This window comes from Corallococcus sp. Z5C101001, from assembly GCF_007352635.1.
Lineage (GTDB): Bacteria > Myxococcota > Myxococcia > Myxococcales > Myxococcaceae > Corallococcus > Corallococcus silvisoli.
In genome coordinates this window covers 17,403-35,048 of sequence record NZ_VKLU01000015.1, presented here as the reverse complement: position 1 = coordinate 35,048, position 17,646 = coordinate 17,403, and the positions used below count along the sequence as shown (strand labels likewise).

Genomic DNA, 17,646 nt, shown 5'->3' with positions numbered 1-17,646 from the left:
GGCCAACGAGCATCATGGAACAGCCTTCCACCCCTGCGCGTCCCACGCTGCGTGTGACCGATGACCGTTCCTTCGTCGAGACCGAAGCGGCCCTGGAGAAGACGGGCCGGGTCGAGGAGCTGATCCGTCTGTACGAGGGGCGCTCGCGGGACGTGCCCACGGACGAGGCGACTCGCCTGCTCTGCCGCGCGGCGGAGCTCGCTCACGAGCGGCAGCGCAACGCGCCGCGCGCGGAGGATCTGCTCAAGCGGGCGCTGCTGGTGGCCAGGGACCCGATGCCCGCGTTGCGAGGTCTCAAGCGACTGCATGAGATCCGCCAGGACTCGTCGTCGCTGGTGGACGTGCTGGAGCGGCTGGGCGCCGCCACGCAGGGGGAGGAGAGCGCGGGCCACTACCTGAAGGCCGCGGACCTGTACGAGCAGAAGCTCTTCCGTCGAGATCGCGCGGTGCTGTGCCTGCAGCGCGCGGCGCGGGTGAAGCCGGACCGCGCGACGTTCCGGCGGGTGCGCCAGCTGTTGTTGTCCGAGGAGCGCTTCCAGCCGGCCTTCGAGGCGCTGCAGCGCGAGCGCGCGGCGCTGGGCGACGCGGGGATGGCGGAGGAGTACGCCGCGCTCGCGGAGCGGCTGGTGGATGACCCCACCGAGCACGCGCTGGCGCAGCAGGTGCTGGACGTGGCGCGCGAGCTGGACCCGCAGAACGCGCGCGCGGAGAAGGCCACGCGGGCGATGCAGCGCTTCGAGCAGGTGTGGCGCGACAAGGTGCGCATGCTGCGCGGCATGTCGCTGGAGGAGCGCGACCGCAAGAGCGCCGCGCGCCTGTCGCTGCTCGTGGCGAAGCTGTTCGCCTGGTACGACCCGGGGTCCACCGCGAAGGTGAAGGAGGCGTTGGACCGCTGCTTCCTGTTGTGGCCGGGCATGCCCGAAGCGCTCACGCTCATCGAGCGGATGGCGGCGCGCGCGGGTGACCACGGGCCGGCCATCGCGCAGCTGGAGGCGATGGCGGGCGAGGCGAAGGACCGCACGGCGCAGGTGGACCTGTGGCTGCGCGTGGGCACGCTGAAGCTGGGGCGGATGAACGACTCCGCCGGGGCGCTGGCCGCCTTCGAGAGGGCCGTGGCGGCGGACGCGTCGCGTGCGGACGCGGCCAGCCTCGCCGCGGAGCTGATGCTGGGCCAGGAGCGCTACGCGGACGCGGTGGCCACGCTGGAGCGCTACCTGGGAACGGTGAAGGACCGCTCGCAGCAGGCGAGCCTGCGCCTGCGGTTGGCGGACCTGTGCATGCAGCAGCTGCAGGACGCGGACGCGTCGCGCGCGCACCTGGAGGCGGCGCTGAAGCTGGAGCCCACCAACGCGCTCGCGGCCTTCCAACTGTCGCGCCTGCTGGCGGAGGACGAGAAGTTGGACGAAGTGCTGCCGCTCCTGGAGCTGGCCATGCTCGCGCCGCGTCCGCGCGCCGAGCGCGTGGCGTTCTGTGAGGCGCTGGCGCTGATGTTCGAGGAGCAGGAGAACGCGCGCGGTGCCTTCGAGGTGCTGGCGCGCGCGCTGGAGCTGGAGCCGGGACGGCCGCTGCTGCTCAACACGGTGGTGGAGCACGCGGAGAAGGCCAACGCCCAGCCAGCGCTGGCGCACGCGCTGCTGCGTGCCGCGCAGGGGGCGACGCCCCCGGCCGTGGCGGTGGCGCTGTGGCGGCACCTGGCGCAGCTGCTCCAGGGGCCGCTGGCGGATCCCGTGCGCGCGGAGGCCGCGTGGCGCGAGGTGCTCTCGCGCGTGCCGGGAGACTCCGCGGCGAGCGAAGCGGTGAAGTCGCTGCAGGCGGTCGCCGCGCTCGCGGATGATCCGAAGACGCGGCTGGAGACGGACATCGCGCGGCGTGAAGCGTCCGGTGCGTCGCCCGTGGAGCTGGAGCCGCTGGTGCGCCAGTGGGTGCAGCTGGCCCCCGAGGACACCCAGGCCTTGCAGCGGTTGCAGGCGCTGTGCGTGGCGCTGTCGAAGTTCGACGAGGCGGCGACCCTGGCGGGCAAGCTGTCGACGCTGTCCGAGTCGCAGCTGGAGCGCAACGAGTGGACCGCGCGGCAGGCGAAGCTGTACGCGGAGCGCCTGAACCGCCAGGAGGACGCGGCGGACCTGTTCCTGGCGCTGCTGGCGGAGAACGTGTCCACCGGCGTGGTGGTGGGGGGGCTGGAGCGGCTCGCGGCTGGCGGCGTGCGCACGCCCGAGCTGACCGAGGCGCTGGCGAACCACTACGGTCGCACGGGTGATCATCAGCGGCAGGTGGCCGCGCTCCAGCAGCAGCTGGACTCCACGACGGACGCGCCGACGCGCAAGCGCTTGCTGACCGTGCTGGCCGGCATCCACGAGAAGCAGCTCGCGGACAGCCGCGCCGCGTTCGATACGCGGCTGCGCATGGTGCGCGAGGAGCCCAAGGATGAGTCGGGCCGCGCGGAGACGGCGCGCCTCGCGCGCGACCTGTCCGCGCACGCCGAGCTGGGCCGGGTGCTGCGCACGCTCGCCACGGAGTCCGAGGATCCGGTCCTGGCCGTGCAGCTGCTCTCCGAGGCGTCGGTGCTGGCGGAGGAGGGCGGGATGGCGGCGGAGGCCATCACCGCGCTGGAGGCCGCGCTGTCGCGCTCGCCCGAGTCGCCGCAGGTGCTCCAGCGCCTCGTGCGGCTGTATGGGCGCGCGGGCCGGTCGGCGGACGCGGAGACGCTGCTGCGCAAGCGCATCCACGCCACGCGGGGCCCGGAGCGGTTGGAGCTGCTCCTGCGCCTCGTGGACCTCAACGTCGAGCTGGGCCGGCCGCAGCAGGCCGCGGAAGCGCTCCAGTCCGCCATCACCCACGGTGGCGAGGAGGGCCGGCACCTGTCGCGCCTGGCGGAGCTCTACGAGAAGGCGGGCATGAGCCGCGAGCTGGGGGACACCCTGGCGCGGATGATTGGCCTGGCGGAGACGGCGGGGGACGCGGACCACGTGTCGCGGCTGAAGCTGCGCCGCGCGCAGCTGTTGCAGGGGTCGCAGGACGGCAGCGCGGAGGCGGTGCAGAGCTACGCGGACCTGCTGCGGCAGCGTCCGTCGGATCCGGACGCGCTCGCGGCGCTTGAGGCGATGCTGGCCTCGGGCCCGTCGCGCGAGGCGGCGGCGCGCGCGCTGATTCCCGCGTACGAGCGCACCAAGGAGCACCGCAAGCTGGTGGCGACGCTGGACGTGCTCTCCGAAGTGGCGCGCGATGACGCGGGGCGGGTGCAGGCGCTGCGCTACGCGGCCCAGGTGCACCTGGCGCACCTGCGGCAGCCGGAGCTGGCCTTCGCGTCGCTCGCGCGGGCGATGCGTCTGGCCCCGGCGGACGCGGGCCTGCGGGCCGCCGCGCGACAGGCCGCGGAGGACGCGGATTCGGTCGACAGCTTCGCGGAGATCCTCGTCGAGCTGACGGAGGAGGGCGACATCGGTCAGTCGCGCGCGGCGCTGCTGCGCGAGCTGGCGGAGGTGCAGGAGAAGAAGCTCGATGACCGGCCCGGGGCGGTGAAGGCCCTGCGCGCGTTGCTGGAGCTGGAGCCGGGCAACCTCGACAGCCTGCGGGCACTGCAGCGGCTGCACCGCGCGGGTGAGGAGTGGGCGGCGCTGGCGGAGGTGCTGGAGAAGCTGGCCGCTGCCACGCAAGAGCCTGCGGATCAGCTGGTGTGCCTGCGCGAGGCCGCGCTCCTGCACGAGGCGAAGCTCACCGACAAGGAGAGCGCCGCTTCCGCGTGGCGTGCCATCGCGGAGCGCGACCCCGCGCAGCGCGAGGCCGCGACGGCGCTGGACCGTCTCTACACGGACCTCAACCGTCCCAAGGACCTGGCGTGGACGCTCGCGCTGCGGCGCAACCAGGAGGGCCAGAGCCCGCAGGGGCGTGAGGTGTCCTTCCGCCTGGCGGAGCTGTTGCGCACGGTGCTGGACGACGCCAACGCGGCGCTGGGGCTCTACAAGCGCATCCTGACCGAGGACCCCGGCCACCCGGGCGCGAGGGCCGCGCTGGAGGCTTGGGTGAAGGCGGCGGTGCCGACCAGCGGCGCGGCGCTGGAGGTGCTGGACAAGGTGCTGGCGCAGGTGGGCGACCATGCCCGCCGGGTGGCGCTGCGCGAGACGCGGATGGAGTCCGCGCTCACGGTGGAGAAGATCATCCTCGCCGGGGAGATTCGCCGCATCTACGAGCGCGACATGCAGCAGCCGTCGCTCGCGTTCATGGCGTCGGTGAAGGCGTTCGCCAACGGCCTGGACCGCGAGGGCGTGCGTCCGGACCTGGAGCGGCTGGCGCGCGAGACGGGCAGCCACGAGGTGCTGGCGGAGATCTACGAGAGCGCCGCGGTGGACCTCACCTCCGGTGACCCGGTGGCGTTGGATCTGCTGCGCCGCGCGGCGGAGCTGCGCGAGGGACTGGATCAGCCCGAGGAGGCCACGCGCCTCTGGAAGAACCTGTTGGCGGACGCGCCGCAGGACCGTCAGGCGCTGGAGGCGCTGTCCCGGCTGTACGAGAAGGGCCAGAACGCGAAGAGCCTGTCGGAGGTGTACGCCCGCCAGTCGCAGCTCGCCACGGATCCGGAGACACGGCTGGGCCTGCTGCTCAAGGCGGGCGAGGCCTACGCGAGCGCGGGGGAGGACGCGAAGGCCATCGAAGTCCTTCGCTCCGCGCTGGCTCTCAGCAAGGTGCCGGAAGGGCTGCTGGCGCTCGACAAGCTGTACGCGAAGACGCGCCGCTTCGTGGAGCAGGCGGACGTGTTGGATCAGCTCGCGGAGCTCGCGCCGGATGAACCCGGCCGGCGCGCGTACCTGCTTCGCCGCGCGCAGCTGCTGGAGAAGGAAGTCGGTCCCTCCGAAGCGCTGCCGGTGTACCGCCGGCTGCTGGAGCTGTCGCCGGGCGACAATCAGGTGGTGGCGGGCCTGGAGCGCCTGCTCGCGCACGACAGTCCCCGGCTGGAGGCGGCGCGGCTGCTGGAGCCCGTCTACCGCGGCCTCAACGACACGCGGAAGCTGGTGGACGTGCTGGAAGTGCTCCTGCCGGGTGTCCCGCCGGAGAAGCGCCTGGAGCGGCTGCAGGAGATCGCCATCCTGCGCGAGGGACTGGGCCAGACGTCGCTGGCCTTCGTCGCGCGCCTGCGAGCGTTCAACGAGCAGCCGTCGGAGGCGGGGGTTCGTGACGAACTGGAGCGGCTCGCTGCGGACTCGGGCTCCTTCGAGGAAGTGGCGGCGGCCTACGAGGATCAGCTGGAGCGCGACCCCGCGGAGCCCCTGGCGGGCGACCTGTGGCGGCGTCTGGCGGCCATCTATGACAACCGCCTGAAGCGCTATGACCTGGCCGTGCGCGCGCTGGAGCAGGTGAGCCGGCGCGACCCGATGAACAAGCCGGTGTTGGAGGCCATCGCCCGCGTGCACCGTCGCACGGGCGCGCACCGGGAGCTGGCGCTCGTCATGCGCCGGCAGGTGGCCGCGGAAGTGAACCCCTCCTCGCAGATCAACCTGCTCTTCGAGCTGGCGCATCTGGCCGAGGAGACGCTGGCGGACAAGTCGCTCGCGGCGCAGGCGTACCGTGAGGTCCTGGAGCGCCGCCCGGAGAACGCCAACGCGCTGAAGCTGCTGGGCCGCGTGCTCGCGGACATGGAGCGCTGGGCGGAGCTCGCGCAGCACGTCGAGCGCGAAATCCAGATGGCGGATGCGCGCGACGCGCAGGAAGAGGCCTCCGACCTGCGGGTGCGCCTGGGGCGCCTGAAGGTGTCTCGCCTGGATGATCCGCGTGGCGCCCTGGAGCTGTATCAGGCGGTGCTCGCGCGGCGCGCGGGCCACCCGGGCGCGGTGGGGGCGTTGGAGGAGCTGGCGCGCTCGGACAGCCCGCTGCGTGGCGCCGCGGCGAGCGCCCTGGAGCCGATCTTCGCGTCGGTGGGCAACCACCTGAAGCAGGTGGAGATGCTGGAGTCGCGCGCCTCCGCGGAGGCCGTGCCCCAGGAGCGGGCCGCGCTCCTGCGCCGCATCGCGGAGATCTACGCCTCCGCGCTGGAGAACGCGGAGATGGCGTTCCTCTCCGCCACGCGCGCGCTGCGCGAGCTGCCGGAGGATCCGCGCTCGCTGGAGCTCTGCGTGTCGCTGGTGGACAAGGCGGAAGCGCCCGAGGAGCTGTGCGCGGTGCTGGCGGAGGTGGCCCCCAAGGCCAGCGACGCGGCCCGCGCGGAGCTGTACCGCGCGCTCGCGCGGCTGCAGGTGGACCTGGGCGAGCCGGCGGAGGCGCTGCAGTCGTGGAAGCGCGTGCTGGAGCTCAAGCCCACGGACAACGAGGCGCTGGATGGCACCGCGCGGCTGGTGGCCTCGCAGGGCCGTCCGTCGGAGCTGCTGGAGGTGCTGCGCCGTCAGCTCGCGCTGTCGGAGGATCCGTCGCGGCGCGCGGCGGTGCTGCACCAGATCGGCGCGTTGCAGGAGGAGCAGCTCAAGGATCCGCTGGGCGCGCTGGCCACCTTCCGGCGGCTGCTGGAGCTTCAGCCGGACGACGCGGTGGCGCTGTCGCGGATGGACGGGCTCTGCCAGAAGCAGGAGCGTTGGCCCGAGCTCGCGGACGTCCTCGCTCGGCGCATCGCGCTGATGCCGCCGGAGGAGGGCCTGGAGCTGAAGTTCCGCCTCGCGACGGTGCGCGAGTCCAAGCTGCTCGACAAGACGGGCGCGCTGTCGCTGTACGGCGAGGTGCTGGCCGTGCAGCCCAACCACCCGGGCGCGGTGGGTCGCATGGAAGCGCTGGTGGCGCGCGAGCCCCAGAACCTGCTCGCGGTGGAGACGCTGCTGCGCGCCTTCCGCGCGAGCGGCGACGTCATGCGGCTGGCGCAGCTGATTGAAACGCGCGTGGGCGTGTCGCCGGACGCCATCGAGCGCAAGCAGCTGCTCGGCGAGCTGGCCACGCTGCGCGAGACGCAGGGCGAGGGGGAGCTGGCCTTCCTCGCGCTCTACCGCGGCTTCAAGGAGGACCCGAACGACAGCGAGGTCCGCCGCCGCCTGGAGAACGCCACCGACGTCGCGGGCAGCTACGACGAACTGGTGGTGCTCTACGAAGAAGCCCTCCCGCGCATCGCCGAGGCCGCCGACGCGGCCCAGGTGTGCCTCAAGCTGGGGCAGGTCCTGGAGACGCGCCTCCGCGATCCGGACCGCGCGGTGTCCTACTTCGAGCGTGCGCGCACGTTGCACGCGTCGGTGCAGGAGCGGTCGCTCGTCGCGTTGGATCGCCTCTACCTGCACCTGGAGGCGTGGCCGGAGCTGGCCGGCGTGATGGAGGCGCTGGCGACCGGCGCGGCCAACCCGGTGGACAAGATTGGCTTCCTCTTCCGCCTGGGGCAGCTCTACCAGGAGCGGATGGACAGCCCGGATCGCGCGGCGGGGGCCTACGAGGCCATCCTCGCGCTGGATCCGGGGCACCTCGCCTCGGCGCGGCTCCTGGAGGGCATCTACGAGGGCGCGGGTGCCTCTGAGAAGCTGTACGGCATCCTGAAGCTCCAGGCGGACAAGGTGTCCGGCAGCGAGCGCGACCGCGTGCTCGGGAAGATGGCGCAGGTGTCCGCCGAGGGGCTGTCCGACCTGGGCCGCTCCATCGAGCTGTACCGCGAGCTGCTGGCGAAGAACCCGCGCAACGAGCAGGTCTTCTCCGCGCTGGAGTCGCTGTACGAGCGCGCCGACCGTCCGCAGGAATTGCGCGAACTGCTCGAGGGCCGTCTGGCCCACACGTTGGACCCGCGCGAGGTGGTGCGGCTCAACGAGCGGCTGGGCCGCGTGGTGTACCGCCTGCTCAAGCAGCCGGACGCGGCGGTGCCGTACTTCAAGGCGGCGCTGGACCGCGACGCGCGACACCGCGGCGTGCTGGACACGCTGCGCGAGCTGTACGACGAGACGGGCCAGCGCGAGGAGTTGGTGGGCGTGCTGCGTCGCCTCATCCCGCTGCAGGAGAACAGCGACGGGGTGAAGGCGCTGCGCCTGCGGATGGCGGAGGTGCTCGCGGGCATGGGCCGGCGCGAGGAGTCGCTGGACGCGGCCCGCCGCGCGCTGGAAGTGGAGCCGCACGTCGTCTCCGACCTGGAGCGCGTGTACGCGCTGTCCGTGTCGCTGCGCGCGTGGAACGACGCCGTGCGGGCCCTGGAGCTCAAGGTCCAGGTGCACCTGGCGACAGAGGAGCGCGACCCCGCCATCGCCGCGTACTTCACCGTCGCGGAGCTGTGGGAAGGGCAGGGCGGCAAGCCCGAGCTGTCCGCGGGCGCGCTGGAGAAGGTGCTGGAGCTCGACCCGGCCAACCGCACCGCCTACGAGCGCGTGTGCACGCTGTACCGGACGCACAACGACTGGCGCGCGTACGCCACGGTGATGGACCGCTACATGCCCAACCTCGTCACCGACGAGGAGAAGCTGGCGGCCCTGCGCGAAATCGCGCGGGTGCAGGAGGAGCGTCTGGGCCAGAAGGACGTGGCCTTCCTGGCGCTGTGCCGTGCGCTGCAGCTGGACGCGACGGAGGACGCGCTTCGCGAAGAGGTGGAGCGCCTCGCGGATGAGACGGGCAGCCACGAGGAGCTGGCGGCGGTCTACGAGGAGGTCGCGGACGAACTGCCGAGGGGCCCGCTCGCGGAGCGTCTGTACGCCACGCTCGCGCGCATCCATGACACGCGCCTGGATGATCCGCAGGCCGCGGAGGCCGCGTTCCGCAAGATCCTCGAGTTCGACCCCACCAACGCCACCGCGCTGGATGGTCTGGCCGCGGTGTTCCAGCGGCGTGGGCGGGACCGGGAGTACGTCGTCGCGCTGGAGCAGAAGCTGGAGGCCGCGGGCTCCATCGAGGCGCGCAAGGGCATCCTCAAGGAGATCGCCCGGGTCTGGGACGAGACGTTGGAGGATCCCACCGAGGCGGCCAGCGCCCTGCTTCGCGCGCTGGAGCTGGAGCCGGACCTGGAGACGCTGGGCGTCCTGACGCGCCTGTACCGGCGTGGAAACGCGTTCCGCGACGTGACCACCACGCTGCTCCGGGCCCGCGATCTCGCGGCCTCCAACGAAGAGCGTGCGCGCATCCAGGTGGAGGTGGCGACCGTCTACGAGCGCGACCTCAAGGATGATGAGTCCGCAGTCTCCGCGTTCCGCATGGCCTTGGAGTTCGACCCCGTCAACCGTGAGGCGCTGGAGTCACTGGAGCGGCTGCACACGCGGTTGGATCAGCCGGCGGACCTGCTCGCCATCTACGAGCGGATGCTGGAGCTGAGCCAGGACTACCGCGAGAAGGTCCGCGTCCTCTTCCGCAGCGCGACCATCTGGGAGGACACGTACCAGAACCCGGCCAACGCGGACGCATGCGTGGAGGGCGTGCTCTCCATCGACCCGCAGAACGTGCCGGCCATCAAGTCCCTCATCCGGCTGCGCCGCGCGCAGGCCCGGTGGGAGGACCTCATCCTCGCGTACGAGCGGCAGCTCGCGCTCGCCACCAGCCCGCAGGAGCAGGCGGAGCTGTACGTGGAGATCGGCAACGTCCAGTACCAGCAGCTCAAGGTGGTGGACCGCGCGGTGAACAGCTACCACGCGGCGCTCGCCACGGACCCGGAGTCCCGTCAGGCGCTGCACGCCCTGGGCAACCTCTACGAGCGCAGCGGCAACTGGCCCTTCGCGCTGGAGATGCTCCAGAAGGAAGCGGAGGTCGTGGGCAGCAACCCCGCGGCGGTGGAGCTGTGGCACCGGCTGGGGAAGATCAACGAGGACATGCTGTCGGACATGTCGAGCGCGCGGAACGCGTACCAGCAGGCGCTCGCCATCGACCCGGGCCACCTGCCCACCATCCGCGCCCTCAAGGGCATCCAGGAGCAGGAGAAGGACTGGGGCGGTTACGAGCAGACGCTCTTGCAGGAGGCGCAGCAGACGGATGATCCGGCGGCCAAGGCGCGCGCGCTGCTGGATGTCGCGCGCTACCACGCGGAGACGCGTGAGGACCGCGAGACGGCCACGCCCTACTGGGAGGAGACGCTCAAGCACGTCCCGGACAGCCTGGAGGCCGCGCGCCCGCTGGCGGACGTCTACATCGCGCGCGAGGACTGGTCGTCCGCGGAGCGGATGCTCGACATCGTCACGCGCAAGATGGCGGAGAAGGCCATGGCGGAGAAGGACGCCGCCATCGCGCAGGACCTCTGCCGCCAGCTCTACCGGCTGGGCTACGTGACGGAGAAGCTGGGCCGGCGCGACAAGGCCCTGGCCTCGTATGAGAAGGCCTATGGCCTGGATGCCACCTACCTCCCCTCGCTGGAGGGCTACGGCAACCTGCTGGTGCAGGCGAAGCGGTACGAGGACGCGCTCAAGGTCTTCCAGACCATCCTCATCCACCACCGCGAGGAGCTGACCGACCTGGAGGTGGTGGAGGTCTACTGGCAGCTGGGGGACGTGCACGCCGCGCTCGGCCAGACGGACCGCGCGCAGAACCACTTCGAGAAGGCGCTCGCCATCGACCCGCAGCACGAACCGACGCTGCGCGCGTTGGTGACGCTGATGGACAAGGCGGGCCGCTACGAGAAGTCCGCGGAGCTGCGCCAGGATCTCGTCAAAAGCCTGGAGGGCGAGGCCAAGGTCAAGGTCTACCTGGAGCTGGGCCGCATCGCGCGCGACGAGCTGCACGACCCGTACATGGCCATCGACGCGTTCACGGGCGCCCTCAAGGTGCAGCCGGAAGCGCCGGAGGTGATGGACGCGCTCTACCGCCTGCTGCGCGAGACGCGTCAGGGCCAGAAGGCCGCGGACGTGCTGGGCCGCATGCTGTCCCTGTCCGCACTCACCTCCGAACCGCACAAGGCCAAGCGCGTGTGGTTCGCGCTCGGTGAGATCCGCCGCGACGAGCTGAAGGACGTGGAGGGCGCGACGCAGGCCTTCAACGCCGCGCTCGACCTGGACCACCGCTTCGTGGAGGCCTTCAGCGCGCTGGAGGCGATGCTCGGCGGCGCGCGCCAGTGGAAGGTGCTGGAGGAGAACTACACGCGCATGCTCGCGCGCCTGCCCAAGACGCCGGATACGCACCCGGCGCGCATGACGCTGTGGCGCGCGCTGGGCGACCTGTACCTCCAGGTGCTCAAGCACCCGGAAGGCGCGGTGGCCGCCTATGGCGTCGCGGCGAAGGGGCTGCCGGACGACGCGTCCATCCAGGAGTTGTTCGCGGAAGTCGCGGGGCAGATGCCGGGCCGTGAAGAAGAGGCCATCGTGGCGCTGCGCCGCGCGCTGCCGCACACGGAGAACGCTCGCAAGGTGGTGGGGCACCTGGTGCGGCTGTCCGCGGTGCGCAAGGACTACGACGCCGCGTGGCTCGCAGCGCAGGCGGTGTCAGGCCTGCTGGGCGAGGCAGGCGAGGACGAGCAGGAGATCCTCACCAAGCTGGGGCCCTACGCGAAGAAGAAGGAACTGGCGCAGCGCCCGCTGACGGACCGGCTGTGGCAGACCGCGCTCTTCCACCCGAAGGTGCGCGGGCCGCTGTCGGAGCTCCTGGGCCTGCTCTTCGAGAAGGCGGGGCACCTGTACGCGGTGCCCTTCCCGCAGTACCAGCTGGTCCCCAAGCGCCACCGCATCGACGTGGCGACGGCGCAGGAGTACCACGTCAACCACTACCGCTACGTCGCGCGGCTCTTCGGCATGGAGGCGGTGGAGCTGTACTCGCCCTTCCTCGTGGCCACGCGCGAGCGGTTGGCGAAGCGCTCCAACGAACCGGCGCCCGAACCGCTCGTCAACGTGGACTTGCTCCAGACGCATCCCGCGTGCGTGCGTGTGGGCGGCAAGTACTTCGCGGAACAGGGGCAGAAGGAGGTGTACTACCTCCTGGGTCGTACGCTGGCCCTGGCCCGTCCGGAGCTGGCGTTCAGCCAGCGCGTCGCGCCCGAGCGGCTGGAGGCCGTGGTGCAGGCGGCGCTCAGCCTGGTGGTGGGCAACGTGCGCTTCACGGTGGATCCGCGCCTGGTGGACGCCGAACGGCAGCTGCTCCAGAAGAGCCTGAGCGAGCCGGACCGGGCCGCCCTGGCGAAGGTCGCGCGGGCCTACCTGCCCACGGCGACGCCGCAGGATGTGCGCACGTGGCTGGAGGGCGCGGAGCTCACCGCGTCGCGCGCGGGCCTCTTCGCCGCGGGCGAACTGGAGCCCGTGCGCCGCATGGTGCAGGGTGAGACGGGCTCGTCGTTCCGGGTCGTCCCGCGCACCAAGCTGCGGGAGTTGCTGGTGTTCGCCACCTCCGAGGACCTCCACGAGCTGCGTGTGGCCGTTGGCACACACGTGGAAGTCCAGGTGCGAAAGTAGGGCCCTCAGACCGGGGCGAGGGTTCACGCGTTGAAAGCAGGCGGGCGTTCGAGGCCGGCGTCCTTGATCTCACCCGGTGGCCACTTCTACGATTCCGACGGGATTTCGCCCGTCATTTCTGAGGCTTACGGGAACGATGCGTTTCGTCTGCGACAGCTGCCGCGCCCAGTACATGATCAGCGACGACAAGGTTGGCCCCAAGGGGGTCAAGCTTCGTTGCAAGAAGTGTGGTCACACCATCCTGGTGAGGCCCGCAGGAGCATCGGCGGCGAAGGAGGGAGGGGCGGAGGCTGCCGCGTCGCCGGAGGCCAAGAGCGGCGGGGCGGATGCGAATGCTCCGCGCATCGTGGAGTCGTCCGGCACGGGGCTGCCCGCCACGCTGGGCACGCCGCCGGAGGGCGGCCTCTTCACCGACGTGGAAGAGGACGAGATTGGAGCGGTCTTCGACCAGGTGCTGAGCACCGGCTCGCAGAAGATCAAGGCCGCGGAAGCGGAGGCGGAGGCCAAGGCCGCGAAGGCGGAGGCGGTGCGCAAGCTCGCCGAAGCCGAGTCCGCGGAGCCGTCGCCCGAGGACGCGAAGGCCGCCTCGTCGCATGAGTGGTACGTCGCCATCGACGAGAAGCAGGTGGGCCCCTGGTCGGTGGAGAAGGTGAAGGACGCCTGGGACCGAGGCGAAGTGGGCCCGGACAACCTCTGCTGGCGTTCGGGCTTCAGTGACTGGATTCCGCTGTCGGAGACGGCGGAGCTGGCGTCGGTGCTGGCGCCGCGGCCGGCCAAGCCGGTCATCGTCGCGCCCGCGCCGGTCTCCACGTCGTCGCCGGTGATTCCCGCGGGGCCGGTGGAGTCCGCCTTCAGCGCGGGCAGCTCCCGTCCGGGCCTGGGTGGCAGTTCGGCCGTGGCCGAGGAGCCGGTCGGCTGGAAGCCCTCAGCCGCGAGCGTGCTGGCCTCGCTGGTGAAGGAGGAGAACGACGCCCTCACCAAGCCGCCGCCGCGTCCGGCGCCCTCGCTGGAGCGCGAGCCGGTGTCGCAGGCGCGTCTGCTGGATGTGCCCATGCCGCCGCCGGAGCCGGTGTCGTCGCCCGCGATGGCCGGGGCCATGATGGGAGGCTCGCCGGGAATGGCCGCTCCCTCGGCCTACGCACCGCAGCCGCCGCAGGGGTATGCACCGCAGCCGGTGCAGCCGTACGCGCAGCCGCAGCCGGTGGCCTATCCCCCGCAGCAGGCGCAGATGCCCTACGGACAGCAGCCGCAGGGCTACCCACCTCAGGGGTATCCCGCGGCCTATCCTCCGCCCGCGGCGGCACCTACGGGTGGTAAGGGTCGCACGGTCATGCTGATCGCGGTGACCGCCGGGGTGCTGGTGATGGCCGGTGCCGCGGTCGTCGTCGTGGCGCGCGGCAACTCGTCCGAGCGCCCCGTGGAGCCGCCGGCCCAGGTGGCGACCGCACCGACTCCCAAGGTGGAGCTGCCTCCCATGCCGCCTCCTCCCGCGGCCGTACAGCCTCCGCCCGCGGCGGTGCAGCCCACGGCGCAGGCGACCCCTCCGGCCCCGGCGCCTGGCGAGGGTGCTCCGGCGACCGCGGCGGTGACACCTGCTGCCGCTACCGCTGGCACCGTCCCTGTCGCCGCGGCCACACCTCCCGCGACCGCACCGGCCGTGGCGGTGGCTCCGGCCGCGACTCCGCCTCCGCCCGTCGCGGCGGTGCAGCCCGCGGTGGCGCCGAACATGGGCACGGCGGTCGCGCGGGTGGACTCGCGCAACCATCGCAAGACGGGTTCCGGCAGCAGCCGTGGCTCCCAGCGTGATGAGGACGATGGCGACGCGATCACGGTGTCGAAGCCTTCGAGTTCGTCATCGTCGTCGTCCGCGTCGAACTCGGGGGGCGGGGACGATGACTTCGACGAGCTGTTCGGCACGAAGAAGGCCGCGTCCAGCGCGAAGCCGGCGGGCAAGCCGACGGCGACGGCGTACATCCCGCCCGAGCCTGGAGGCGGCACGCCGGAGCGCTTGCAGCAGTCGGACATCATGCAGGTGGTGCTGAACAACAAGCCCGCCATCGTGAAGTGTGTGAACGAGCAGAAGCAGAAGGATCCGTCGCTCAGCGGCAAGCTGGTGATGCGCTGGACGGTCCAGACGAGCGGCAAGACGACGGGCGTGTCGTGCCGCACGGACGAGTTCCGCACGAGCTACATGGCCACGTGCATCACGGGCCTCATCAAGGGATGGGCCTTCCCGAAGCACCAGAAGCAGGGCGACCCCATCGATTTCCCTTTCACGTTCTGAGAGCCAGGAGCGACATCGCCGTCACGTATGACGGCGATGTCGTTGTGCCGTGCGTCTGGACTGTGTGCTTTCGTGAACAGTGAATTTCCCAGGGCTTGAGGCGTTGGAACGAGGGTCGACACTCGTTGACACGTCTGGAGCGAGAGGACTAAAGCCCGCTCGACTTGAACCCCGGTGTCTGGAGTCAGGTGGCCGGAGACACCGGGCGACGTAACCCATCCAGGAGGAAGTCCCGAATGCAGCTTCGCAAGATGATGGTGATGCTCGCCGCACTGAGCACGATGAGCCTGGCGCTGACGGCCTGTGGCGACGACACGACGCCGGGCGTCGAGTCCTGTAAGGCGGACACCGACTGCTCCACCGGCTACTGCAACACGGCCGCGAGCGTCTGTATGACCACGTGCGACAGCGGGTCGGACTGCCCCGACACGGAGAAGAACTGCGCCGTGCTGGCCGGGTCCACGAGCCCGCAGAAGGTCTGCCAGTGCCAGACGAACCAGCTGTGCAACAAGGACAGCTCCACGAGCCTCGTCTGCGGCACCGTGTCCAAGATCTGCGAGGAGCCCGGCTCCACCACGGGTTGCACCAAGGACACGGACTGCGCCACCGGCAACACCTGCAACATCTCCACGGGCGTGTGCAGCCCGGCCGCGACCACCTGCACGGGTGAGGGCCAGGCGACCTGCGCGTACGGCAGCTTCTGCAGCGCCAGCACCTGCACTGCCGTGCCGGCCCCTTCGTGCGACAACTTCAATCCTTCCAAGGGTGGCAAGACGCCGGTGTGGAGCGCGTCGTCCTCAACGGGCCCGGTCATCTACAGCATCACCAAGCTGTCTTGGGGCGCGGATGTCGTTTCTCCGGCTTTCTGCACCGGCGACACGCTTCGGGCCGAGGTCAAGGCCTATGCGAAGACGGCGGGGACCTTCCCCCCGCAGAAGTCCGCGCTCCAGGGCCTCTTCTATGTGACGGTGAATGGTAACCAGCAGGACGGCGTGACCCTGATTCGTCCTTCTGGCTACTCTGCTTCGGCGGACGGCAAGAGCGCGACGTTCACGATGAACTTCTGCCCGGGCAGCATCTCCACCATCTCGCTGGGCCTGTACTTCACGGGTGGCAACGAGATCTGCAGCCAGCTGTCGAAGTAGGGCCTAGCGAGCCTCGCTGTATAGGCCTCGTTCGAGCTGTCAGGCCTCGTCCCAGCAGATTGGGACGGGGCTTTCTGTTTGAATAGGATGGCGCTCGCCGATAGCCGTGGATGAATTTGCCGAGCGCTCGTGCGTTCTTGACGGTGGTGGCCCTGAGTGGGCCCTCTGGCTGTCTCGCAAGGAAAGGAAGCATCCATGTTTCTGAAGCAGGCTCCCCAACTCCTCGTCGCGTCTGTACTGGTCTTTTCCGCGACGAGCCTCGCTGCGGAAGTGCAACTGTCCTGCCCCGCAGGTACCTCTTTGAAGGGCAAGGCGGGCAAGGATGAGGCCGTCTACTGCGTCAAGGCGAACCAGAAGGTGGGCGAGCCGGTGATCCACGGCACCTACGTGGACTACTGGCCCAATGGGCAGAAGCAGTCGGAAGGGCAGTATCTGAACGGCTTCCGCACGGGTCATTGGACGTTCTGGGACGCCAATGGAGTGAAGACCGGTGAAACCGAATTCGCCTCAGGCGATTATCACGGTACCCGCGTACAGTTCTTCGCCAACGGTAAGCCGAAGATGATCGAGCAGTACCAGAAGGGATTCCGGAATGGCACGGTCCAGGAACTGAGCGAGGACGGGCAAGTGGTCCGCCAGGCGCAGTTCACGGACGGGCACGAAGTCGCCTCGCGATAGCTTCCGTCCGGCAAGCAGCCTGCTTGGCTTGCAGGTACGCGGTTGCCGACTGTGGCCTCGAGCAGCGGCTAGATGGGGAGAGCCTTGAGGGTCAATGAGGCTCTTTCCCTCCGCGCCTGGGCCGACTAGGAACGATGCCTGTGAAGGCACCTTCTCTCGCACCCGTACTGCCCTTCGTTCCCATCTGCACCGTTGCTCAGATGGGGCTCCGAGAGCTTGAACGCATCCGGCTCATCCTGCGTGGCGGGTCCGTCATTGATTGGCGCCGCATGCATTTTCAGACGCGGGACGAAGTGGACCGTTTCCTGCGGCTGTGTCAGCTTGATGTGTCCCGGCCCTACGACGATGCGTGGGGACGCACGGTCCTGGCGGATGCAGTGGAGTACCTACGGAAGACCTTCGACTACCGCGTCGCGGAGGCGGTGGCTGAGCCGGAGGAACTCCACGATCTGTTTCTCTTCGCTTCTGGAGCGAAGGGGCTGGCCCGCTATCGTCGCATTGCCTGCATCGTGCTCAAGGTGATGCACGTCATCCAGCACATCGAGGGCCGAGACCTGCTCTTCCGCTTGGCTGCATCTGAGGCTGAATTGGCGGAGATGGTCACGGAGAAGGTGCTGGGGGTTGCCCGTGAAATGAAGGAGATGGGCCTGCCCATCGTCGAATTCGCCCACTCCATCAAGACGCGCGATTCCCTGGTGACGAAGCTCATCGCGAAGAAAGAGACCGTCGCGGCCCAAGTGTATGACCGAACTCGGTTTCGGGTGATTACTCGCACGCGGGAAGACTTGCTACCCGTCCTCTATTTCCTCGCTCAGCGCTTGTTTCCGTTCAACTTCGTCGTTCCGGGGCAGACGGAGAATACACTTCTGCCGTTCAAGGGACTCCTTGAGGAGAACCCGCACTTCGAACAGTTCATCCCGCAGCTCCATCTGGATCGGGATTTTGAAGCCCGCGAAGATCGGACAGGAAATTCCTTTTCTGGCAGCTCCTACCGGGTCCTCAACTTTGTTGTAGATCTCCCCTTGCGAATGGACCCGTATCTACCTCCGCCTGAGAGTGATACCCGCCCTCGAAAGGGGCGGGTTACCTTTGCTCTTGTTGAGTTCCAGATCGCGGATGAAGAAACAGCTCGGCGCAACGAACTTGGGGACAATGCTCACGAGAGCTACAAGCGCCGTCAGAAGCGACGGGTTCTCAACCGGTTGAGCCGTGGGCTCGTTGTTCCCAAGAAGCAGGGTTGACGTCTCCC

5 protein-coding genes are annotated in these 17,646 nt (G+C 70.0%); all 5 read left to right on the top strand.

The window, feature by feature from the left end:
* Window positions 1-14: 14 nt before the first annotated feature.
* The 5 genes from FOF48_RS29755 (at window position 15) to FOF48_RS29735 (ending at window position 17,638) form a co-directional block, all read left to right on the top strand.
* Window positions 15-12,290: a tetratricopeptide repeat protein gene (locus FOF48_RS29755; RefSeq protein WP_143907137.1), complete on the top strand. Its 12,276-nt coding sequence runs from the start codon at window positions 15-17 to the stop codon at window positions 12,288-12,290.
* 136 nt (window positions 12,291-12,426) lie between these two features.
* Window positions 12,427-14,574, top strand: a complete 2,148-nt coding sequence (gltJ, locus tag FOF48_RS29750) for an adventurous gliding motility protein GltJ (RefSeq protein ID WP_143907135.1) — start codon at window positions 12,427-12,429, stop codon at window positions 14,572-14,574.
* A 236-nt stretch (window positions 14,575-14,810) separates the two neighbouring features.
* Window positions 14,811-15,719, top strand: coding sequence for a hypothetical protein (locus tag FOF48_RS29745; protein WP_143907133.1), 909 nt, complete (start codon window positions 14,811-14,813; stop codon window positions 15,717-15,719).
* Between the two features lie 195 nt (window positions 15,720-15,914).
* Complete coding sequence (locus tag FOF48_RS29740) at window positions 15,915-16,397, top strand: toxin-antitoxin system YwqK family antitoxin (protein WP_143907131.1); 483 nt, start codon at window positions 15,915-15,917, stop codon at window positions 16,395-16,397.
* Between the two features lie 134 nt (window positions 16,398-16,531).
* Entirely contained in the window at window positions 16,532-17,638 is a 1,107-nt protein-coding gene (locus FOF48_RS29735) for a TIGR04552 family protein (RefSeq protein WP_255442835.1), read from the top strand.
* Window positions 17,639-17,646 lie beyond the last annotated feature (8 nt).

Bases quoted from the DNA above. Each gene is read 5' to 3' on its own strand.
- FOF48_RS29755 (WP_143907137.1), top strand. From the start codon at position 15: ATGGAACAGCCTTCCACCCCTGCGCGTCCCACGCTGCGTGTGACCGAT.
- gltJ (WP_143907135.1), top strand. From the start codon at position 12,427: ATGCGTTTCGTCTGCGACAGCTGCCGCGCCCAGTACATGATCAGCGAC.
- FOF48_RS29745 (WP_143907133.1), top strand. From the start codon at position 14,811: ATGCAGCTTCGCAAGATGATGGTGATGCTCGCCGCACTGAGCACGATG.
- FOF48_RS29740 (WP_143907131.1), top strand. From the start codon at position 15,915: ATGTTTCTGAAGCAGGCTCCCCAACTCCTCGTCGCGTCTGTACTGGTC.
- FOF48_RS29735 (WP_255442835.1), top strand. From the start codon at position 16,532: ATGCCTGTGAAGGCACCTTCTCTCGCACCCGTACTGCCCTTCGTTCCC.